We start from the raw sequence: 22,927 nt of genomic DNA on the forward strand, positions 1-22,927 counted from the left end.
GCTTTAAAATTCCCCTTTTGCAAAAAAACTCAAAGCTTTTGAATTTAACATAGCTTGAGTAAAAGAGTTTTAAAAAATTAAAGAATTAGAATTGACAAACGGTTTATATAGCGAAATAAAATTTGCGTAAACTCGCATAAAACCGTTTAATGATGAAAAAATCAACTCTCACCCTTACTATTTTCTTTGGGCTATTTTCAATCCTATATGCACAAAAATATTTCCCAGATAAAGGCAATTGGGAAGTAAAGTCACCGGCTGAACTTGGACTCAATCCAGATAAAATTCAAGAGGCCATAAATTTTGCAATCGAACATGAAAGCGATGCGAACCCGAATCTAAAAATAGCCCATTACGAAAGTGCTTTTGGAAGAGAGCCTTTTGGATTCCCTATCGGACCTATGAAAATTAGAGGTGCTGCCACAGGATTGATAATTTACAAAGGATATGTAGTCGGCCAGTGGGGAGATCCCAATCGAGTAGATTTGACTTTTTCTGTAGCAAAAAGTTTTCTATCTACTACCGCCGGATTAGCAGTTGAAGAAGGATTGATCAAATCTGAAAAGGATTTGGTTTATCCATACATGGCTCCAATCTACCCTTACGAACCGGCCAAATTGATGATAAATAAAGCAGATCATTTTGAAGATGAAGACACATTTGAACTTTTCAATACAGAGCATAACCGCACCATCACTTGGGATCATTTGTTAAGACAAACTTCCGATTGGGAAGGAAGCCTTTGGGGGAAGCCTGATTGGGCAGATAGACCTAGAGAAGGTGTCCAAGAGAAAAGGATAAGACCACAAACAGTTCCTGGATCAGTCTATGAGTACAACGATACGCGAGTGAATGTCCTTGCACTGGCATTGATGAACGTTTGGAGAAAACCTCTTCCTGTTGTTTTAAAATCAAAAATTATGGACCCTATCGGGGCAAGTGACACCTGGAGATGGACTGGTTATGAGAATTCATTTGTAATCATAGACGGTCAAATCATGCAATCCGTTTCAGGAGGATCACATTGGGGCGGAGGAATGATGCTTTCAGCTTGGGATCAGGCAAGATTTGGTTACTTAACACTAAATGATGGGAAATGGAATGATAAGCAATTAATCCCAATCTCATGGATAGAAAAATCCAAGACCCCTACCCCAGCCAATCCTGGCTATGGTTTTATGAATTATTTCCTTAATAATGGCCAAAAGTTTATTCCTGCCGCCCCCTCATCTGCCTTTGCCCACATTGGAGCAGGTACGAATATGATTTATGTGGATCAGGAAAATGATTTGGTGATCGTAGCGAGATGGATTCCTAATGCTGATAAAAACGAACTGGTAAGACTAGTACTGGAAAGTTTAAATAAGTAATGGAAATGTATCAAAGTGAGATTAGGCGGTGAAAAGTGCTTTTTTTAATTCAAATGAATGGATCAAAGCAACCTTAATAAAATGATTCCCTCAAAGACGAAAGTTTTCTAAAAGTCTTTGAGGAAATTTTTATAATAAAAATTACTTAAAGCTTAACCTTTAACCATTTCAATCATATGATTGATAACATGTGAATGCTCATTTTGAGGACTAAACATGACTATTTCTGCGTCTGCATTAACTTTTACGTTATGACCAGACGGCCAATAAAAAAGATCTTTGGCATTCACTACTTCTTCAATTCCTTCGGCATCAGTCGTGGTGATTTGACCACTTAGGACATATCCCCAATGAGGGCATTGACATAAATTACCTTCCAACCCCATGAATAAAGGAGTAGTGTCCACTCCTGCTGAAAGACTAAAATACTCTCCACTGATTTTCCCATAGCCTGTTGCATCTCCAAAACCAGTTTGTTGACGGATGACGGCTCCCGGGATCTCCATTTTTACTTGAATATCTTCTTTTGCAATTTTCATAATGAATTCTTTAAATAGATTAGATATAAAATATACTGGTTAAAAACTAGGTAAGGCTTTGAGGAATCCTAAAATGAAAAATTCAAGGATATAAAAAATGTCCAACTCTCTTTAAGGTAGTCTATATATTCTAATAATCAACATTTTAACGAGGAATAGATGATATCTTTTGATTAGACTCCTTGGAATTTATAATGGAACTTATAAAGTTTATGTGATTAGATTCTTGTAATTTTTAAGATAACATCCAGCCCAAAACCATGAAACATCAAATAAAGAAATTCTTACTTCTACCCATTGCAATTTTTTTGTCATGGACTACCATCACTAGTTATGCTCAAAATCAACCTAACATAGTTTTAATTATGGCAGATGATTTGGGTGGAAGGGATTTGCCTGCCTATGGTAATCGATTCAATGAGACACCTAATATTGATCGATTGGTCTCTCAGGGAATGCTATTTCGAAATGCCTATGCTGCACCAGTTTGTTCTCCAACTAGGGCCAGTATTCAATCGGGTCAATACTCCGCCAGAGTGGGAATTTTTGATTTTATTCCTGGACATTGGAGACCATATGAAAAGGTGGTTGTACCGCATCATGACGTTCAGCACCTTCCCAATCAAATAACCACAATTGGAGAATCCATGCAATCTGCAGGATATAAGACTGGATATTTTGGAAAATGGCATTTAGGAAACCAGGAGGAGCATTTACCAAATAATAGAGGATACGACAAGGCACATACTTATGTGGGAGGAGGTTTTTACAACCCAAAGTTTTTACCTGAATATGAGGGAGATAAAGACAAAAGGTTAAGTGTTGCACTTACCGATATGGGAGTAAATTTTATCGAGGAAAATCAGAAGAAGCCTTTTTTTCTCTTTATTTCCCATTATGATGTTCATGTGCAGCTAGACGCTGATAAAGATCTAATTAATAAATACTTAAACAAGGAAAAGGATCCTGATTATCCCAGCAATGCGGTGTATGCAGCTATGATTGAGCATTTGGACAATAGTGTCGGTAGGATTATGAAGACGATTGAGGATCTCGGGATCGGGGATAATACTTTATTTATTTTTTATTCGGACAATGGAGGAGTTGACAACCGCTTTGATAATATTCCCTTACTCGGTGGGGAAAGTAAAGACATCTATCCAGAAGGAAATCCACTTAGATTCATCGCAACAGAAAACAATCCTTTGAGGGCTGGAAAAGGAACGCTTTATGAAGGTGGCATTCGGGTACCATTGATCATTAAATGGCCTGGCAAAATAAAAGCCGGTGTTACATCAGATGCTATTGTTTCAAGCGTGGATTTCTATCCAACTTTTCTGGAATTATCAAATGGAAATAGACCAAAAGGTCAGACCCTTGATGGTTTTTCAATGTTACCTGCTTTGACAAAAAACGAATTTGATTTGGAGCGGGAGATTTTCACCCATTATCCTGTATACCACCATGAGGAACCTATGTCAGCATTGAGAAAAGGGGATTGGAAAATCATAGAAAATTTAGTTTCCGGGGAATATGATTTGTACAATCTTACTTATGATATCAGTGAAATGACTGATCTCAAATACAGTTTTCCTGAAAAGTTTTTAGAGATGAAAGAAAAACTGAAAGAATGGCAAAAAAACACAAATGCAAAATTCCCAATTCCAAACCCCGCATTTGATCAAGAAAGAAGATATGAGTGGGGGAAAAACCCATATTCCAATTAATTAAAATGAATTTTTATGAAACCATTCATTTTGGAGCAATATGGATCCACTCAAAATGTTCTGAATAATCATTAACTGGTAAAACCACATATCTAAACCTGAAACCGAATGGAAACTTACATCAAATCAACTTTACATTCCAATTGATGGAGCATATCCATTTGAGGAATTATAAAACTTATCTAGTATTTTGGTGATGGAAGACACAAGGGAAAAATCCTTTAATGGAATTATTGACTGATTAAAAATAATTAATTTAAAACATCAAATACAAGCAAATCAAAATGACGAAATTTTAAGGCTATCAAAAAGTAAATCAAACAAATGGCATTTATCGATTATTATCAAGTCTTGGGTATACCAAAAACTGCTACAGAAAAGGATATCAAAACAGCCTATAGAAAGCTAGCCCGAAAATATCACCCAGATTTAAACCCAGACAACAAAGAAGCTGAATTGAAATTCAAAGAAATCAATGAAGCCAATGAAGTATTGAGCAATCCGGAAAATCGTAAGAAATACGATAAGTATGGAAAGGATTGGAAACATGGAGAGGAATTTGAAAAAGCCCAACGTCAACGACAACAAAACTACCAATATAGCGGCGGGCAAGGTGGTTTTGGAGGGCAAGAGGGATTTTCTGGACAGGATTATTCTGATTTTTTTGAATCAATGTTTGGAGGTGGCAGAACTTCATCTAGAAATCGACAAGCTCCAAAATACAAAGGACAAGACTATAATGCGGAATTGCATTTAAATCTGAGGGATGTTTACACCACGCAAAAACAGGTTTTAACTGTCAACGATAAAAAAATCAGATTGACAATACCCGCTGGAGTTGAAAACGAGCAACTTATAAAAATCAAAGGGAATGGTGGCCCTGGTCTCAATGGAGGACCAAATGGAGATCTATATATCAAATTTATTATTGCCAATAATACCGATTTCAAACGCGATGGCGATAACCTATATAAGGATGTTGAATTGGATTTATACACCGCAATATTAGGTGGAGAAATCGTCGTAGACACATTTGACAGCAAAGTCAAGCTTAAAATCCAGCCAGAAACAAAAAATGAAACTAAAGTCAGGTTAAAAGGAAAAGGATTCCCGGTGTATAAAAAAGAAGGGAAATTTGGTGATTTGATTCTTACCTACCATCTAAAAACTCCAACTGGATTATCAGAAAAGGAAAAGGAATTATTCAAGGAACTACAAAAATTGAGAAAAAATGATTGAGGCACATTTCATATCAACAAAAACCATCTGCACTCATTACGAGATCGAAATTTCATTTGTAAATGAGCTGAGCAAAATGGGGCTGATCCAAATTGAGGAAATAGAGCAAGACCAGTTTATCCACCAAGATCAAATAAGTGATTTAGAAAAGATTATTCGACTTCACCATGATTTAGATTTGAATTTAGAGGCGATAGATGTCATCTTCAATTTGCTAGAAAAAGAAAGAGAATTGCGAAAGGAAGTTTCAATACTGAAAAATAGATTGAAGCTTTATGAAAGTGATTAAGGCAAGGCTTTTTCAACAAACTCTAAAACTTGAATTATTCCTATGAAATTTCTGCTGTCTTTTGTATTTCTACTGGTATCAAGCTCAAATTATTTTTATCGCCCTCATTCTACTCCAATAACTTCTGAGTACCTAAAGGATATAAAGTTTGAAATGACTAAAAAGTGGCCCAATAATCGGACAATAAATTTGGTTTTTCACGGCCATAGTGTTCCTGCAGGTTATTTCAAAACTCCAATTGTAAACACCTTAAAATCCTACCCATTTCAGGTATTAAATGAACTCAAAAAGAAATATCCTTTTGCAGTAATCAATATTATTAACACCTCAATTGGTGGCGAAAACTCAATTAGCGGTGAAGAGCGATTCAAAAGTCATGTACTGACGCATAAACCCGATGTATTATTTATTGACTACGCCCTAAATGATAGAAGAATTGGTCTTGAAAAATCGAAGAAAGCTTGGAAAAAGATGATAAATCAAGCTTTGAAAGATGGAGTTAAAGTTATCCTCTTGACCCCATCACCTGATCTAAAAATTGATCTGACAAAAGCAGACAACGAGTTGGAGCAGCATAGCAACCAAATAATAAAATTATCTCAAGAATATGAGGTAGGACTTGTGGACAGCTATAGTCTTTTTAAAGAAATTCAAAAAAATTGTGATTGCGTCGCTGATTATATGTCTCAGGGCAATCACCCAAATGAAAAAGGGCATTCAGTAATCTCTACGGCGATTATGGATTTTTTTTGAGTTAAAATTTCAATTCTTCCATGACACTAATTTCTTAACTGGAAAAGACGATTCATTTCTGATATTTAATAATCAAATTTCTTTTCCAAACTGACACTTTCGACAAAGCAATGACCCAAAATCTTCTTATTCAGTTTTTTATTCTTCTCTCCTTCTTGCAAGATCAAATAGCAGGAAAAAAAACTGATTATCTTTCAAAAGAAAGAAAAAGAGTAGTTCGACTCACTGAAAAATAAGCCTCTGTATATCCTATCACTATTACAGCAGAAACCAGCCCAAGAATTGCAGGAAGTATCCATGATTTTTACTCTGAGGGGGATTAATGATAGAACTTAGTTCAATAGCAATTAAAGCTTCTTAAGCTGATACTTTCTCAATCAAGACTTTGCATTAATAAACTAATTTCTGTCTTTCTAACCTTTCCTACTGAGTCTTAAGAGACACATCCTTTGTCTTAATAACTTGAATACCTAATAAAAGACTGATCTAACTACCCATTATTAACCTTTTTAATACTAATTTATCGTAAAATTATATTGCTCTTAAAGGCTAAAATTCATGAAAAGGCTATTTTTTTTATCTCTAACCCTATTCTTTCAACTTTGGGCGAATGCACAAGAGATTGAATTTGTGACAAACTCCAGACTTATTTTAGGTCCGGCCAAAGATAAATCCGCATCAATAAGTCCCGGAGATATAGACGGGGATGGTGATTTAGATGTTCTAGTTGCTGATGGTCGGCATTGGCCACAAACCAATAAAATATTTTTTAATAATGGATCCGGAATATTCACTGTTTCAAAATTTCTTGAGAATGTTTCTGAGACCAGTTATGCTGCTGAGTTGGCAGATTTAGATGGCGATGGATATTTGGATGTTGCTGTAGGTAATGATATGGCGCCAAATAAAATTTATATCAATGATGGGAAAGGAAATTTTCAGAAATCAGGGTCATTTGGAAATAATAACTCCCCTACCCGGAATTTAAAAACAGTAGATATTGATTTGGATGGTGATATTGATATTCTAATTACAAATAGAGGTTATGTAAATGAGATCTGTTTAAATGATGGGTATGGGAAATTTGAAAATATTGTAAACTTTGGTTCTTCGGATGATTCAACAATTGATATCGATGTTGCTGATATGGATCAAGACGGAGATTTAGATTTGATTTTGGCAAATAGAGATGGCCAACAAAATTATGTTTACTTAAATGATGGGAATTTAAATTTCAAAGAAAGAATTCCTTTTGGAACAGGTACTGATGAAACAAGATCCTTAAGTGTGAAAGATATCGATCAAGATGGGTTTTTGGATATTATTACAGCTAATATTGGAGAACCAAATGTCATTTATTTTGGGAATAGTAAATTGACTTTCGACCGAAAGGTCATATTTGATACCAAAAAAGCTAATTCATTTTCCCTTGATACAGGCGATTTGGACGGAAATGGAATGATTGATATCGTCGTTGCAAATTCTGGCGAGCAGAACATGGTTTTTTTAAACTTTGACAAAGGTAAAACCTGGAAGGATATCAGTCTTGAAAATGGTGAATTTTTAACATATGACATTATCCTTTCTGACTTGAATAATGATAACAGATTAGATATAATAGAAAGTAACTCAGATGAAATTAATTACTTTTATTTCAATAGAGAATTGAAAAAAAACAATTGATTTTAAAAGATTTACCGCAAACCGTTAAATTATTTTATGATTACAGTAAAGTTCATTTGGATGAATATGAAACGTATCCCTTTCTTAACTTTAATACTTTTTACATTTCTTATTTCTTGCTCATCAAAAAATGACAAAGAAGTAAACAAAAAAGCAGAGAAAAGTGCTGAATTAGAATTACTGGCTAATGGGCAATTACGATTTCTGAAACTTAGTGGCTCCTCCTATGAGAGAGGATTTGCTCATGGAGAGCTATTAAAAAATGAAATTCAGGAAGTTATAAAATTATTTAAGGAAGACATCAAATCTAGTACAGGTCAAGAACCGGATGAATTTATAAAAAGTTTTTTGGCACAAACAGATTATAAAAATTCGGTTGAAAAATGGACTCCGGAATTAATGGATGAATTAAAGGGGATTTCAGAAGGTTCAGGTGTTGATTTTGAAACTATTTTCATGCATCAGCTTGGGGATGAATACTGGTTTAATTCTAAGGATATTCTGGCTCATAGTTGTAGTTCGTTTGGAGTAAATAAAACTAATTCAGAGCCCAGTATAACAGCCCAGAATATGGATATTCCTGAATTTTACCATGGATTTCAAACAGTTATCGAATCTTCAGTTCCCGGTTCAGACAAAAAACTGATGTATTTGACAATTCCTGGTCATTTGGGTATTACAGGTATGAACAATAGATCGCTTTCTATCAATTGCAACACCTTGATGCAGTTGGATTATGCCAAAACAGGACTACCTGTCACATTTATTGTTAGAGGGGTTTTAAGTAAAGAGACCCAAGAGGAAGCTTTGGCATTCCTAGAAGAAATAAATCATGCATCAGGCCAAAACTATATCATTGGAGGTCCGGAAAAAGTCTTCAGCTTGGAATGCTCATCTACTAAAGTGGTTGAATTCAGGCCATTTGAGAATTCGCTTTTTACTTATCATACAAATCATCCGATGAGCAATAATGATTATAGTGCCAATTACTTAGATGCTTTAAATGCAAATAATAAATCTCCAGAAGAGGGACTTTATGAATGCCAACGTATTAAATCCTTCCAGAGGAGATTCACTGAAAACACAAAAAGCATCAGTATTACTAATATAAAAGATGTACTGAGTTCAAGAGATAATGAAGGTTCTGATGTAGTCAGCAACAAAACTACCTATTCAAGTGTGATTTATGAACTATCCGCTAAACCGAGGTTCATCATTGCTCCGGGAAAACCACACGAGACAGAATATATTGAATTAGAATGGTGAAAAGTTTGATTCTATAAACGGGTATAATTGTTATAACGGAAAACTCAAATTTGATTTAAGGTCTCATTTTAAGATTCTAATTTTTCTTTATCCTTTTACAAAGCAAACTGACGTATTATTTTCAGAATAAATCCTAATTTGTAGTAATTAAAGTCAATTTTCAACTTCAAATGGGTCACTATGAAAAAATCAATTTTATCTGGGCTAGTTATTTTTACGGTTATTTTTCTATCCTTTACTTTCCTAAAGGATAATTCTGCTACCAACTTTTTGGATTCTTTGAGTCAGAATCAGAAAGAAAAGGCAATGTATCCTTTTGATGATTTGACAAAAACAAAATGGCATTATTTGCCAAGTACCATGTTCCAAAGAGCAGGTATCTCTTTAGCGGAACTTAATGATTCGCAGACGGAACTCTTTCAAGAGCTCCTACAATCTTCACTTTCAGAAACTGGGTATCAAAAAGCCAATAGAATTATTGATCTCGAAAATGTTCTTCGTGCTTTGTCAGGAGATACCATCATGCGGGATCCAGGAAAATATTATATAGCATTTTATGGAAATCCGGTAAAGGATAGTCTCTGGGCCTGGTCTTTCGAAGGACATCATATATCGTTGAATTTTACTGTGCTAAACGATACCGTAGCTATTGCCCCAAGATTCTTTGGAGCAAATCCAGCTATCATTCCTTCCGGTCCCAGGAAAGGAGAAAAAACGTTAGAAAATGAAGAAGAATTAGGTTTGCAGTTGATCAATTCCCTCAATCAAGATCAAAAGTCAAAAGCTATTTTTCGGGAATCTTCTCCTTTTGAAATCGCTACTGCAAACTCAATTGAAGTGAATCCTTTATCACCGGTAGGCATCAAATTCAATGAATTAAACAATGACCAACAAAAGACATTCTTAAAGCTAATAGATGAATATATAAAAACGATACCAGAGGATTTAGCAAAAGAAAGAATGACAAACATCCAAAAAGAAGAGTTGGGAGAAATAAGATTTGGATGGGCTGGAGCTACTATAATCGGAGAAGGGCATTATTACAGGATTCAGGGTAAGTCATTTTTGATAGAATTTGATAATACCCAAACCAACGCAAATCATATACATACGGTTTGGCGAGATTTTGATGGAGATTTTGGTAAAGACTTAATCAAAGAGCACTACATGAATTCAGAGCATCACAAGAAATAATACTTATATATTTTTTCATCAAATATACTTTTATGAATAGAATTCTTTGGCTTAGAATTATACTTACTGGTTTAGGTGTAGAAATTACCTATGGTATTTTTATTAGTTTTATTCGTTGGTATGAGGAAAGCCTAATTACCAGTTTTATAGCTTTGGCTTTACTAATGCTATTGGGAGGATATTGGGTCGCTAGTCAGGCCCTTTCTAATAAAATACTCCACGGAGCCTTGGTTGGAGTTACAGGAGTTGTTTTTTACTTGATCGTTTCCAACCTTTTGGCACCTTCCGAGGAGATTTCAACTGGTCTCCAATTTTGGGTGGAACATCTTGCCAAAATAGGTGGTGGTGCTCTAGGAGGTTTTTTGTCCCAAAGAAAAGTAGTTCCTAAATCGAATCCATAAATAAAAACAATGAATATTAAATCGCTTTTCAGTATTCTACTGTTTGTCTTTTCAATCCAACTTACTTCTGGGCAAGAATTAATCCTCTACAAAGAGGTCGATACAACCAAACTTTATTTGGAAGTACATTACCCAGATAATATAGATGAATCCAAAGGATATCCAGCATTGGTATTCTTTTTTGGAGGCGGATGGGTTGGAGGATCTCGAGCACATTTTGAGCATCAAGCGGCTTATTTTACCAAACGAGGGCTAGTCTGTTTTTTGGTTGATTATAGAACCAGAAACATTCACGGAACCACACCTTTCGAATCTTTGAAAGATGCAAAGTCCACGATTCGATTTCTGAGAAAAAATGCGGAAGACTTTCATATTGATCCCCATAAAATAATTGCTTCCGGAGGATCTGCTGGAGGTCATTTAGCAGCCGCAACAGCTTTAAGTCAAGGATTTGACGAAGGAACAGACCCAATGGATATTAGTCCTATTCCAAATGCATTAATTCTCTTTAATCCGGTAATAGACAATGGACCTGGAGGATATGGGTATGAAAGGATTGGTGAAGCTTATACACGCTTTTCTCCCTTACACAATATTAGGGAAGGCGCACCTCCTACTCTGTTTATGTTAGGTACTAAAGATAGTCTTATCCCAGTAGTAACTGCTGAATATTATAAAATGGTAATGGAAAAAGTAGGTAGTAGATGTGATCTGGAACTGTATGAAGATCAACCCCATGGATTTTTCAATTACCGGAATTTTGAATACTATAAAAAGACGCTGGAGGCAAGTGATAAATTCCTTCAATCTTTGGGATATTTAAGCGAACTACCGGAAGTGGATATTGAGTAGTCCCAAAATAAAATCTGACTTTGGTAAGCATATCTATTTTTTAATGGAAGCTAAATGATTTCTTAAATTCTTGGTTGAAAGCTCAACTTCCAAAAGATTAAACAAATACATAAAATGAAAAAAGCCCCGATAATTCTCGGGGCTTTGGGTGATTGTGAACAACTTTTCACTAATTCCTTATTTCAATATTGCCACTTGAGACAACACCATAAACGGTATAAGGAGAACCATTATCTATTGTTAAATTTCCACTCGAAGAACTATCTCCAACGATTACTTTTCCACTTCCGGCACTTAGGTTGTAATTAAATACATTAAGCATTGAAAATGTTTGAATTCTAATATTACCTGAGGAAGCATTAAACTTTGATTCAGAACTTAGACCGGAATTAATTGCATTTATTCTCCCAGAGGAAACTTCAAGCTTTCCAAGGAACTCTATGCTATTCAAATCCATTGTTCCTGAGTTTAATTTAGCATGAAGAATTCCTTCCACATTATCTACGTGATAATTACCAGAAGAACCACTCAATGAAAGGTTTCCAATGAGGTTTTTAACATCAACTCGTCCAGATCCTATTTCTATTTTTGTATTACCTTCCAAATTAATAAGCCTTAAATCACCTGATCCAGCACTAACATCAATGGAATTGGCTTTTAAATCTTGAGCAATTAGTATTCCAGAACCAGCTGTCAAATCCATTACATTCCCTACTACATTAGAAATGGTGGCTTTCCCTGACCCAACTTCAACTTCTAATTCCATTTTAACAGGTCCTCTCAAATAAATATGGCCTCTGCTCCTTCCCGAACCTCCAATATTTTTTTGATCCAGTTCAATTACCAATTTATCTTGGTCTTCCTTGTATTCAATTTGATACCTTCCAGATTTGTTTGATTCCAATAAAGCATCGAGTTGGATAGTGGTCATAGAAGGATCTCCTTGATAGATTACATCTAGAAAACCAGATTCTATTTCAACTTTATTTATTCCATCAAATTCCTCATTTATGGATTGAACTATTTCTAATTCTGATTCGCATGAGCTAAATAAGACTTGCGAAGATAATACTGTGATTACAGTAAATACTTTTAATAAATTCCTTTTGAATTTCATTTTGTGCAGGATTTAAAATTATAATCTGTTATTTATTTATTAAAGCACTGCATGCATACAAATGTACGACCTTTTTACAGTGCTGGTTATCAAGGGTTTGATTTATTGATTTATGTCAAATCAAATTTGCTTTATGTCATTATTTTAAAATTGGAGGAGGTAAGTCTCCAGACCTGTTTGAGTGAGTGATTAAGTAAGTAAAATCAAGGTTTGTAGTCATATAGAATAGATTTTGGTTTAGTTTTACCTTATATCCTTATAGACAATTCAAATTGAATTTACCCCTAGTCAAAATTTGAAAAAATGATAGCACAAACTCCTAACCCTCCTTACTATGCAGTCATTTTCAGTAGCTTAAGGACTGATATCGACGAAAATTATTTAAAAACTGCTTCTGAAATGGAAGAGCTTGCCAGTCATCAACCTGGGTATTTAGGCCATGAAAGTGCTCGTGAGGATATAGGGATTACAGTTAGTTACTGGAAAGATCTTGATTCCATCAAAAACTGGAAAAAACAAACCGATCACCTGATAGCTCAAAAAATGGGTAAAGAAAAGTGGTATTCAGCTTACAAAACGAGAATATGTCTAGTAGAGCGTGATTATGGCTTTCGGTTATAAAACAAACCCTTAAAATGCGTAACCAAAACCTACTCCTGCATATAGAGGCCAGAAGCCATTATTATTAAAAATTGGATTGATATTGATTTTCCACATAAAGCCTCCATCAATAGGCACCTTTCTATAGCCAAAATTCATAGTGCCCATAATACTAGGAGAACCATCAACATCTAAAATAAAACTATAATCTGAACTTGTCACACAATTGACACATCCACTATAGTCATATTCCTGTTGAGAAAAAGTAAAAAAAGTAGCTCCTATTCCTATTTCAAAGTAGTGTGGCCCCTTTCCCATCAATCTATTTGCCATCAAAGGGATAGAAAAAAAAGATTCTCCATCCACCGCAAATCCTCCAAATCCGACTCTCATCCCCCAAGAATCAACTTTTTCCTTATCAAATCTGAAATCATAATTGAAACTGTAAGGAAGTCCAGGCCCACCTAATTCCAAATAAACTGACTTTGTCGGTACTTTTTCCTGTGCGAATAAATTACCGGCAATAAACATTAGTAGGAATCCAAATAGATATTTTTTCATAGTCGGTCTGTTGGTAAACGATTTATATCTTAACGAATAGAATTCATACAATGCTGCACAAAGTCTTTCAATTATTTATGTGTTGGAGTTATAATTAAAACTTCATCGAAGATTGTTATTTTTATGTTGTGAAAAAGGGCAGATTAAAATACTTCAGTTTTCCAAATAGGTTATTGTTGACCATTCTGGCGTTTAATTCCTATTTAATTCTATTAGTTCTAGGGTCTTGTGTGGATCAACTAGATTCTGATCCATTTGGATCATGCCCTAATCCTAAAAAATCAAATGCTATCGATTTAAAAGTGACTTATAGTCCTTTTCAGGGTACTGGGTATTCTACAGATCAAGATACTGTCGCTATAAAAGATTTTTCTGTGAATTTTGAAATTGTTCCTGAGTTAAATTCAGAAAGCTATGTGGGTGATCTACCTGGTCAACTATATGCCCTATCCTGCATAGAAGCTTACAGCTTTAAAAATATTTCAAACATAGCCGTTACGCTGCTCGCTCCATTTCATGGTTTGCCTGTTGGAACTGATATCTCATATCTGCTTCAAGTCAATCCTGAGACAACCTTAAACAGATATAGAGAGTTTGATAACATATCCATTTATTTGGGAGCAAATCTTACTATTGTACCAGATAATTACGAACAACTTAAAACAAGAACATTTTTATTCTTAAAAGATGGCAGTAAAATCACAGTAGATTCTACCTCTCCACATCTTAAAATTAATTAAACCAAATGTTACGAAAATTATTCCTTTGGATTTTCGCTATTGCGATTGTTTCGGTAATCGTTTATATGCTAGGTCCAAAAGTAGAAAAAGAAAACTTAGTAATAGAATTCCCTGATATCCCAACAAGGATGCAGGAAATAGAGAATTACCTTGCTGAGAGAGAGGATACTGTGTTAGGATTAAAACCAGGAAATGAAGCTTATATAGTATGGGCAGACAGTACTAATAAGCGAAAAACCCCCTATTCTATCGTATATATTCATGGGTTTGGAGCCAGTCCTATGGAAGGTGATCCCGTTCATAGGTTTCTTGCAGCACATTTTGGTGCCAACTTATTCGTTACTAGGCTTCCAGATCATGGAATCAAAAGAGCCAATGGTATGGAATATTTATCTGCTCAGGCACTTGCGGACGCAGCTGGTGAAGCTTATCAAATCGGTAAAAGCCTAGGAGATTCAGTTATTGTTGTTGGAACTTCTATGGGTGGGGCATTGACTTTATTACTAGCAAGTCAACAACCTGAAATTAAAGCAGTGGTAGTTTACTCGCCTGCCATTAGGGACTATAATGAAAAGTTATCTGCTTTATTTATTCCTTGGATGGGGAAAATTTTTCAATGGACTGCCATGGAAAACAAAGTAATCCACCAAGAGCGGACCGGAGATAAAGCAAAATATTGGTCTGAAGACTATCATTTCAATTCATATAAAAGTCTTGCTGTTCTTATGTATAGCATGATGAATAATGAAACTTTCTCCAAAATCAAGCAACCTTTATTCCTCGGTTACTATTATAAAGACGAACAAGAACAAGATTTTGTAGTTTCTGTCCCGGAGATGTTGAAAATGTATGAAGAATTAGGTACACCTGAAATCCTAAAAAGAAAGGAAGCATTCCCAGAAGCGGGTGACCACGTCATTGGAAGTTCTGTAACTTCCAAAGATTGGGAAGGAGTTCTTTTTAAGACGATAGATTTTTTGGAGAATGTTGCAAAAGTACCTTCTCGAGCTGACTTTCAGCAAAAAGTGAATGAATTGAATGAATTGGACAGGGAACTTGATAGAATAAATGAGAATTAAATCAAAATAGCCTCTGAGATTTAGAGGCTATTTTTTTTTATTCGCTATCTAAAGAATACTTAAAAGGTTCAGCAGGAAGATTTATACTATTGATCAAATTAACTTCTGGATTATCAGCCCAAGCATATCTGATTTCACTGGGGTTCTTAATTGAGGTTTCAAGAATAACCTCATTGCTATTGGAAATCTCACCTTCAATTTCTTGAAAATTGCCGTTGGAATCAGCTATAATAAAACCCTTTACTGAATTTGCAGTATCTGAAAGCTGAAGCCCTTCTCCAACAGCCTTAAACTTAACTGTTATTTTTCCATCCTCTGCAAATGCACTTTCAAAAACAGGACCTGAGGCCAAAATATCTTCCTGGAAAGCTACTTTTCTAGCTTGTAGCCAAAGTCTCTCTCCTACATCTTTTTTATTTTTAGGGTGAATATCCCCTTCTTCTCCAATATCTATTATTACAGCCATTCCGGTATTCGGGACTGAAAGGGTTTGGGTTTGAGCATCTCTTAAAAATGCCCAGTCACTATCTGGCTGAGGAGATTTTCTTTCCATAAAATTAGCCAACTGAACAAAAAGAAAAGGAAAATCCCCTATACCCCAATGTTGTCTCCAGTTTTTGATCATAGCTGAAAAGAGCTCTTGGTATTCCTCAGCTCTTCCGGCATTGCTTTCACCCTGATACCAAATCGCTCCTTTTATTGGATAAGAGGTCAGAGGATTTATCATGGCATTAAACATCATTCCTGGTTTCCAATTGACCCTTTCTACTTTAGGCAACAATGGCTCCACCAAATCATTAGAGTAGTTCCAAGTGCCTTCTAAAGAGATTTTTTGATTTCCCTGGGTTAAATACATCTCTCCTTTTGTCCCTACGCTTGGTTGATTATTCCAGGTATTTATAACTCGAATCGTCAAAACATTATCCCCACTCATCAATGAAGAAGCAGGTATATCTAGATCGATCATGGGTTTACCCCAATCTTTATAATATATTGGCTTTCCATTTAAATACAGGTAAGCCATTTGATTTATGTTTGTCAGGTGAAGAACTGCTTCTTGAGAGTTTGAGGCTTTAAAGTCTTTTCTTAACCAAGCAATATGTTCCAAAGGATTAGATTCAGGGAGTTTGATTTTTTTCCATTTTGAATCATTATATCCTAAATCAGCAACTTGAATTGCTGTTAAAGAGTCCGGGCCTGTCACTAGTTTATTTCTTAATTCCTGTCGCTTCTCATTCTCCTCAACCTCCTTTTGCCATTTATCGGAATTTTCCAAGATATCTTTCGCCTCCTTAGAATAGGATGCATTAATTCCTGCTAGGACAGTAGCTTTAGTCCATCCCTCCGCTGGGGTCCCTCCCCAATTTGACTCAATGATTCCAACAGGAACATCTTTCTCCAAATGATTTCTTTTTGCAAAAAACCAAGCTACAGCCGAAAAGTCAGGCATATTCTCATTATTTGCAATTTTCCACTCTCCTCCTACTACATCCTCTCTTGGTTTTGCACTGTATGAATGAGGAACCTTAAAAAATCTGATTTCTGGAAATCCACCTTCAGAAAACTCCTCTTCCGCACCTATTACTTGAGATTTCATTGCCCATTCCATATTGGATTGTCCACCAGCTATCCAAACATCGCCTAAATAAACATCATTGATCTGGGTATTATTGACAGTTAAAATATAAGGCCCTCCAGCTATCGATTCCGGAAGCATAATGGACCAAGTGCTGTCGCGCTCCACTTCCGTACTTCCTAATATTCCTGCTACAGAAACTCTTACTTTTTTATTGGGAATTCCTTTTCCCCAAACATGGATTTTCTGATCTCTTTGCAAAACCATTCCATCTTGAAAAATTTTTGGAAGAGTAACTTCTGATTCAAACTTATCTGAGTCACAGGCAAAAGTTGCCAGGATGATTAAAAGGATAACGTATCGTTTCATAGTATTTGTAAAAATACAATTGAAAATTGAGGAAAAATATTAAAAGGACAATAACAAAAAAGCCCTGACAAAGAAAACTTTATCAGGACTTTAAATTATTTAAACCAGCTTTAGATAAATCTATTCAATAGATTTTCAAAATATTCTTGCTTTCCGCTGGTTTTTGCAGGCTCGCCATTATCGGCAGCATAATTACGTAGGTCTTCCAAGGTCAAAGAACCTTCCTCAAAGGCTTTTCCTTTTCCGGAATCATAGCTTGCATATCTATTCTTTCTTCTTTCCAGATAATCGGATTTGTCTAAAATATCCTGAGCGATCAGCATACCTCTTGCAAATGCATCCATACTTCCGATATGTGCCAAGAACAAATCTTCAGGGTCAGTTGAATTTCTTCTGAGTTTTGCATCAAAGTTAACTCCTCCTCCCTGAAGCCCGTCAGAATTTAAAATCACCAACATGGCTTCAGTCATTTCCTGAAGGTTCATTGCAAATTGATCCGTATCCCAACCATTTTGATAATCACCTCTGTTAGCATCAATACTTCCTAACAATCCTGCATCAGCAGCGACCTGAAGTTCATGCTGAAAAGTATGTCCAGCCAGCGTTGCATGATTAACTTCAATATTCAATTTAAAATCTTTGTCAAGCCCATGCTCTCTTAAAAACCCAACAACTGTTGCAGCATCGTAATCATATTGATGTTTGGTGGGCTCCATTGGCTTAGGCTCAATGAAGAACGTTCCTTTAAACCCATTCTTTCTGGCATAATCTTTTGCCATAGTTAAGAATCTAGCAAGATGGTCAGTCTCACGCTTCATATCGGTATTCAACAAAGACATGTAGCCTTCTCTTCCACCCCAGAAAACATAATTTTCTCCTCCCAAAGCGATCGTTGCGTCTATGGAATTCTTAACCTGAGTAGCTGCATATGCCAATACATCAAAATCAGGATTTGTTGAAGCACCATTCATATAGCGAGGATTGCTAAATACATTAGCCGTTCCCCAAAGCAATTTTACACCAGTTTCTGCCTGCTTTTGCTTTGCGTAGTCCACTATGATTTTCATTCGCTCTTCATATTCAGCGATATCTTTTCCTTCATCGATCAAATCCACATCGTGGAAGCAATAGTAAGGAGCTCCAATTTTGGTAATAAATTCAAATGCAGCATCCATTTTATCTTTTGCTCTTTGAATTGGATCTGGATTTGCATCCCACGGATGAACAATAGTCCCTGGTCCAAATGGATCTCCTCCTGTGCCACAGAACGAGTGCCAGTAAGCGATGGAAAACTTGAAATGTTCTTTCATGGTTTTTCCAGCGATTATTCTATTCTCATCATAATATCTAAAGGCCAAAGGATTATCGCTATCCTTCCCTTCAAATGGAATCTTATTAATACTTGGGAAATACAGTTTTGACATGTCAATCAGTTATTAAGGTTTATAAATAGGTTTATTGATTCAATTATATTTTTAATTTTTGGATTTTTTCCAATTGATTTTTCCAATGGAGATAGACTTCTTCGTATGGCTCAAAAAATTGTTCATTGGGTTCAATAGTTTCTAGCAAATCCAATCCTCGGAAGGCTTCTATCTCATTTGAAAACAAACCAACTCCAATTCCGGCACCTCTTGCTGCGCCTTGAGCTCCGTCCGTATCATACAATTCTAAAACAACTTTATTCATATGAACAAAGGTTTTCCTAAAAATGGGGCTAAGAAACATATTGGCTTTTCCAGCCTTAACTGTTTTTAGATCCATGCCCATATCTTGCATGATTTTAAAACCAAAAGTCAATGCAGAAACAATTCCTTCTTGAGCTGCACGAATCATATGTTTCTTATCATGTTTGAGTAAATCAAGACCAAGCAAATGTGCTCCCACTTGTTTATTTTGCATGATTCTTTCTGCACCATTTCCAAAAGGAATAAAAGTTAGTCCACCTGATCCAATAGGAGCTGATCCTCCCAAATTATTCATTTCCTCATATTCTATCTTTCCTGCTCCTAACAGCTTCTTGATCCAACTGTTAAGAATTCCAGTTCCATTTACACATAGTAATACTCCATAAGATGGCTTTTCTTTTGTATGATTTACATGGACAAAGGTATTTACCCTTGAAAGAGGATCATATAAAGGTGTGTCGCAAACGCCATAGACAGTCCCAGATGTCCCAGCCGTTGTTGCTAGTTCGCCGGGTTTTAAAACTTGTAGTGAAAAAGCATTATTAGGTTGATCACCAGCTCTATAAGACACTGTCACTCCTGCTTCAATTCCTGTAAGCTGAGAGGCTAAAGCTGTAACATTCCCCTGAACAGAATAAGAAGGGACAACTTTTGGCAACCAATCTTTTTTAATTTTATAATTATCAAGAACTTTTTCGCTTACTCCGTTTTCCTTAAAGTCCCAAAAAATACCTTCAGAAAGCCCTGTTTCCGAAGTCAATATTTCACCGGTGAGTTTCATTGCAATGAAATCACCTGGTAGCATTATTTTATAAATTTTCGAAGCTATCTCTGGTTCATTTTCAATTACCCAGCGAAGTTTAGAAGCAGTAAAATTACCTGGAGAATTCAACAAATTAGGTAGACAATATTCCTCTCCTAAGTCTTTGAATGCTTTTTCGCCTATAGAAACAGCTCGACTATCGCACCATATTATTGATGGCCTTAACACATTTTGATCTTTATCTACCAAGACCAATCCATGCATTTGATAAGCTATACCTATTCCCTTAAGCTCTCCTGTCTTGACATTTGCTTTTTTAAGCACATACTTACTTGCTTGTTGGATATATTTCCACCAGGTCTCGGGATCCTGCTCTGCCCAGCCATCCTGCGGAGAATTAATTAGCATTTCTTCTTCAGGAAAAGCTTTGGATACAATGGATTTACCTGTATCAGAATCCAGAAGAGAGGCTTTTATAGATGAACTACCTATATCTAACCCTAATAATAGTTGTCTCATTATTGATTCTTTTTTTACCAGAACACGATATATAATGCCGCAGTAATACCAGCAATTAGAAATGCCCCCACTTTAAAGCCAGCACTGGTTTTAAATAGCTCTTTATTTATTTCAATGCTATTTGGATGATCTTTTCCTTTGCCTTCATATAAACTAATACCAATCATCAAAGCTGCTAAAACCAGAAATACAACACCCATTCTGTCTAAGAAAGGTAAATTCGGCATTCCGATTTTTAGAACTACCGAAAGCGGAATACTAAGTGCCGCACCAACTAAAGCTGCATTGGAGGTTGTTTTTTTCCAGAAGACTCCAAAAAAGAAAATAGCAAATACTCCTGGGCTAATAAACCCTGTATATTCCTGAATAAATTGAAATGCCTGATCTAATTGCCCCAAAGCAGGCGCAACAATTGCTGCTATCAAAAAGGCTACAACAGCTGTAATCCTTCCTACTCTAACTTGCTTGGTTTCAGAAGCTCCTTTACTAAAATACTTCTGGTAAATATCCATTGTAAAAATCGTGGATGTACTATTCGCCATGGATGCAAGCGAAGACACAATTGCTGCTGTTAAAGCCGCAAAGGCAAGACCTTTCAATCCAACAGGTAATAACTGGAGGAGTGTAGGATAAGCTCTATCAGACTTTACTAGACCTGTCACAGGGTCTTTCATTGAATCTATAAAACCTACGTCAATCCCGTTATTCACTATAACAAAAGCCGCGATTCCTGGTATCACAACGATAAGCGGCATCAGAAGCTTTAAGAATCCGGCGAAGATCATTCCTTTTTGAGCTTCATCAAGGTTTTTGGCAGCAAGTGCTCTTTGAGTAATATATTGATTGAAGCCCCAATAACTCAGATTGGTAATCCACATTCCCCCCACTAATACAGAGATTCCAGGAAGATCAAGATAGGCATCTTTCACCCCTCCTGATCCATCAGGGATCATCATTTCACCTTTAGAGAATATCATTGAAAAGTGGCCTGGCACTTCTTGTCTCAGTAAAGTCAATCCATCCCATGCATCTCCCGATCCAACCATTTGAAGAGAAATATAGGTAGTTGCCAAACCACCGACAATAAGAAATACTACCTGAACCACATCTGTCCAGGCAACTGCTTTCAATCCTCCATAGATTGAATAAATCATGGCAAAAGTAGCTAGTCCAAGTATCCCGTAAATCAATGGAACATCAAGGATTGTATTTAAGCTTAGTGCTCCAAGGTATAGTACTGAAGTAAGGTTTACAAAAACATATAATAACAGCCAGAAAATAGCCATAGTAGTCCTAACCCGCGTATCATATCTATCCAATAAAAACCCCGGCATGGTATAAATACCTTTCTTTATATAGACTGGGAGAAAGAAAATTGCTACCACCAAAAGTGTTGCGGCAGCCATCCATTCGTAGGTTGAAATCGCTAAACCCATCGCAAAACCTGAACCAGACATCCCTATGAATTGCTCAGCAGAGATATTAGAGGCTATTAATGAAGCTCCGACAGCCCACCAGGGTAATGCTTTAGAAGCAAGAAAATAATCTGATGAATTTTTTACATGTCCTTTCTTTTCTCTGGACACAAAAATACCCATCCCAACGATGAGCAAACAATATCCGACGAAAACTATTAGGTCTAAAGGTTCTAAGAGCATACTTAATTTGGTTGGTTTTGGGCGTAATTTTAATTTATCCTTCTTGAAATTAAAGACAAGGCGTTAAATATAAGACTTTCATTTAAAGGTCAGAAAATAAATTATTGTGATTATTTACTTATTTAAAAACCTTTTCTAAAAACGGTAGTGCTTCGGTAGAATATTCAACACCTTCGATGCTTTCCAAGTAACTAATACCCATAGCATTACTTAACCAAACCGTGGATGCTTTTGCCAAATGCTGCGGAAGAAACAAACCTTCGGTAATACTAATTCCAAAATCCCGAAGTGCTTCAATAATTGCAAGTCTACCAACGCCGGCTACACATGAACTGTTCAATGATGGTGTATATAATTCCTCCCCTATCATTCAGAAAATATTTGAAGAACCGGCCTCAGAAATAAACCCTCTATGATCTAAGAGAATTACTTCCCCCATATTCAACTCCTTCCTTTCCAAATTTTCCAAAAAATAAGGCAGCGAATTTAAAGTTTTTGCATTTGACCATATAGTTGGAAAAATTTTAATCTTTTTGGAAATAAAAGCTGTTTTCTTGATCCTTGGTGGTTTTAAGAATTTCTTTATTTGTAAAGTTTGGGTGATGCTATTTGTTTTGGGAGTGTAGGTGCCGGAGCCTGACCTAAATAAATTCCACCTTACACGATAATCCCCTGTGGGGAAATTTAATTGCATAGTATTTTCGATTAATTCAATATCAAAAGTTGCAGATGGGAAAGAAAGAATCTGAGAACCCATCTTTAAACGTTCTATGTGCTTTTCTGAAAATCTAACCTTTCCTTTCAAATAAGCCATTGACTCAAAAAGACCATCTCCAAAATTCATTGCCCTATTAGAAATGACTATTGTGTCACTTACTCTCCAACCATGTTTTTCTTCACTATATATTAAATTTGTCTCAAAATCGTTCATCACCTGTTCAAAT

Annotated in this window: 20 protein-coding genes and 1 pseudogene; 13 read left to right on the forward strand and 8 right to left on the reverse strand. The window is 35.9% G+C overall.

The genetic code is table 11. The features are described 5' to 3' along the window. Nucleotides 1-152: 152 nt before the first annotated feature. Nucleotides 153-1,370: a serine hydrolase gene (locus AAGF08_RS15115; RefSeq protein WP_343512113.1), complete on the forward strand. Its 1,218-nt coding sequence runs from the start codon at nt 153-155 to the stop codon at nt 1,368-1,370. A gap of 152 nt (nt 1,371-1,522) precedes the next feature. On the opposite strand, the gene AAGF08_RS15120 is transcribed toward AAGF08_RS15115, so the two are convergent. After that, nucleotides 1,523-1,909 (reverse strand): cupin domain-containing protein, encoded by a 387-nt coding sequence (locus AAGF08_RS15120; protein ID WP_343512114.1) that lies wholly within the window; start codon nt 1,907-1,909, stop codon nt 1,523-1,525. A gap of 260 nt (nt 1,910-2,169) precedes the next feature. On the opposite strand from AAGF08_RS15120, the gene AAGF08_RS15125 reads away from it, so the two are divergent. The 9 genes from AAGF08_RS15125 (at nt 2,170) to AAGF08_RS15165 (ending at nt 11,313) form a co-directional block, all read left to right on the forward strand. Continuing rightward, a complete protein-coding gene (locus tag AAGF08_RS15125) occupies nt 2,170-3,636 on the forward strand; it encodes a sulfatase (protein WP_343512115.1) in 1,467 nt (488 codons plus the stop codon). A 324-nt stretch (nt 3,637-3,960) separates the two neighbouring features. Beyond that, nucleotides 3,961-4,875: a J domain-containing protein gene (locus AAGF08_RS15130; protein WP_343512116.1), complete on the forward strand. Its 915-nt coding sequence runs from the start codon at nt 3,961-3,963 to the stop codon at nt 4,873-4,875. Continuing rightward, the gene (locus tag AAGF08_RS15135; protein WP_343512117.1) at nt 4,868-5,164 is read left to right on the forward strand and encodes a chaperone modulator CbpM; all 297 of its coding nucleotides are present in this window, start codon (nt 4,868-4,870) and stop codon (nt 5,162-5,164) included. Before AAGF08_RS15130 ends, AAGF08_RS15135 begins: the two co-directional genes overlap by 8 nt. 153 nt (nt 5,165-5,317) lie before the next feature. Then, nucleotides 5,318-5,917 carry an SGNH/GDSL hydrolase family protein gene (locus AAGF08_RS15140; protein WP_343512118.1) on the forward strand — a complete coding sequence of 200 codons (600 nt, stop codon included), beginning with the start codon at nt 5,318-5,320 and terminating at the stop codon, nt 5,915-5,917. A 558-nt stretch (nt 5,918-6,475) separates the two neighbouring features. Beyond that, complete coding sequence (locus AAGF08_RS15145) at nt 6,476-7,600, forward strand: VCBS repeat-containing protein (protein WP_343512119.1); 1,125 nt, start codon at nt 6,476-6,478, stop codon at nt 7,598-7,600. 36 nt (nt 7,601-7,636) lie between these two features. Beyond that, on the forward strand, nt 7,637-8,866 hold the full coding sequence (locus AAGF08_RS15150; protein ID WP_343512120.1) for a C45 family peptidase: 1,230 nt from the start codon (nt 7,637-7,639) through the stop codon (nt 8,864-8,866). A 180-nt stretch (nt 8,867-9,046) separates the two neighbouring features. Then, the gene (locus tag AAGF08_RS15155; protein ID WP_343512121.1) at nt 9,047-10,060 is read left to right on the forward strand and encodes a DUF3500 domain-containing protein; all 1,014 of its coding nucleotides are present in this window, start codon (nt 9,047-9,049) and stop codon (nt 10,058-10,060) included. A 32-nt stretch (nt 10,061-10,092) separates the two neighbouring features. Then, nucleotides 10,093-10,461 carry a TIGR04086 family membrane protein gene (locus AAGF08_RS15160; RefSeq protein ID WP_343512122.1) on the forward strand — a complete coding sequence of 123 codons (369 nt, stop codon included), beginning with the start codon at nt 10,093-10,095 and terminating at the stop codon, nt 10,459-10,461. 9 nt (nt 10,462-10,470) lie between these two features. Beyond that, nucleotides 10,471-11,313, forward strand: a complete 843-nt coding sequence (locus tag AAGF08_RS15165) for an alpha/beta hydrolase (protein ID WP_343512123.1) — start codon at nt 10,471-10,473, stop codon at nt 11,311-11,313. A 169-nt stretch (nt 11,314-11,482) separates the two neighbouring features. On the opposite strand, the gene AAGF08_RS15170 is transcribed toward AAGF08_RS15165, so the two are convergent. Beyond that, a complete protein-coding gene (locus tag AAGF08_RS15170; RefSeq protein ID WP_343512124.1) occupies nt 11,483-12,430 on the reverse strand; it encodes a DUF4097 family beta strand repeat-containing protein in 948 nt (315 codons plus the stop codon). Between the two features lie 303 nt (nt 12,431-12,733). Between AAGF08_RS15170 and AAGF08_RS15175 the strand changes: the two genes are divergently transcribed. Further along, nucleotides 12,734-13,051, forward strand: a complete 318-nt coding sequence (locus AAGF08_RS15175) for an antibiotic biosynthesis monooxygenase (protein WP_343512125.1) — start codon at nt 12,734-12,736, stop codon at nt 13,049-13,051. A gap of 9 nt (nt 13,052-13,060) precedes the next feature. Here AAGF08_RS15175 and AAGF08_RS15180 read toward each other — a convergent pair whose 3' ends face one another. Beyond that, nucleotides 13,061-13,591: a hypothetical protein gene (locus AAGF08_RS15180; protein WP_343512126.1), complete on the reverse strand. Its 531-nt coding sequence runs from the start codon at nt 13,589-13,591 to the stop codon at nt 13,061-13,063. Between the two features lie 176 nt (nt 13,592-13,767). Here AAGF08_RS15180 and AAGF08_RS15185 point away from each other — a divergent pair, with 176 nt between their 5' ends. Beyond that, nucleotides 13,768-14,331: a hypothetical protein gene (locus tag AAGF08_RS15185; protein WP_343512127.1), complete on the forward strand. Its 564-nt coding sequence runs from the start codon at nt 13,768-13,770 to the stop codon at nt 14,329-14,331. A gap of 5 nt (nt 14,332-14,336) precedes the next feature. Beyond that, nucleotides 14,337-15,410 carry an alpha/beta fold hydrolase gene (locus AAGF08_RS15190; RefSeq protein WP_343512128.1) on the forward strand — a complete coding sequence of 358 codons (1,074 nt, stop codon included), beginning with the start codon at nt 14,337-14,339 and terminating at the stop codon, nt 15,408-15,410. Between the two features lie 37 nt (nt 15,411-15,447). Here AAGF08_RS15190 and AAGF08_RS15195 read toward each other — a convergent pair whose 3' ends face one another. The 5 genes and pseudogenes from AAGF08_RS15195 to AAGF08_RS15215 form a co-directional block, all read right to left on the reverse strand. Then, nucleotides 15,448-17,355: a sialate O-acetylesterase gene (locus AAGF08_RS15195; protein ID WP_343512129.1), complete on the reverse strand. Its 1,908-nt coding sequence runs from the start codon at nt 17,353-17,355 to the stop codon at nt 15,448-15,450. 110 nt (nt 17,356-17,465) lie between these two features. Further along, nucleotides 17,466-18,779, reverse strand: a complete 1,314-nt coding sequence (gene xylA, locus AAGF08_RS15200) for a xylose isomerase (RefSeq protein ID WP_343512130.1) — start codon at nt 18,777-18,779, stop codon at nt 17,466-17,468. Between the two features lie 43 nt (nt 18,780-18,822). Further along, on the reverse strand, nt 18,823-20,325 hold the full coding sequence (locus AAGF08_RS15205; RefSeq protein WP_343512131.1) for an FGGY family carbohydrate kinase: 1,503 nt from the start codon (nt 20,323-20,325) through the stop codon (nt 18,823-18,825). Nucleotides 20,326-20,339: 14 nt separating this feature from the next. Further along, a complete protein-coding gene (locus AAGF08_RS15210) occupies nt 20,340-21,983 on the reverse strand; it encodes a sodium/sugar symporter (RefSeq protein WP_343512132.1) in 1,644 nt (547 codons plus the stop codon). Nucleotides 21,984-22,101: 118 nt separating this feature from the next. Beyond that, nucleotides 22,102-22,914, reverse strand: a pseudogene (locus tag AAGF08_RS15215) (aminotransferase class IV). Between the last annotated feature and the right edge of the window lie 13 nt (nt 22,915-22,927).

This window comes from Algoriphagus sp. SE2, assembly GCF_039563885.1.
Lineage (GTDB): Bacteria > Bacteroidota > Bacteroidia > Cytophagales > Cyclobacteriaceae > Algoriphagus.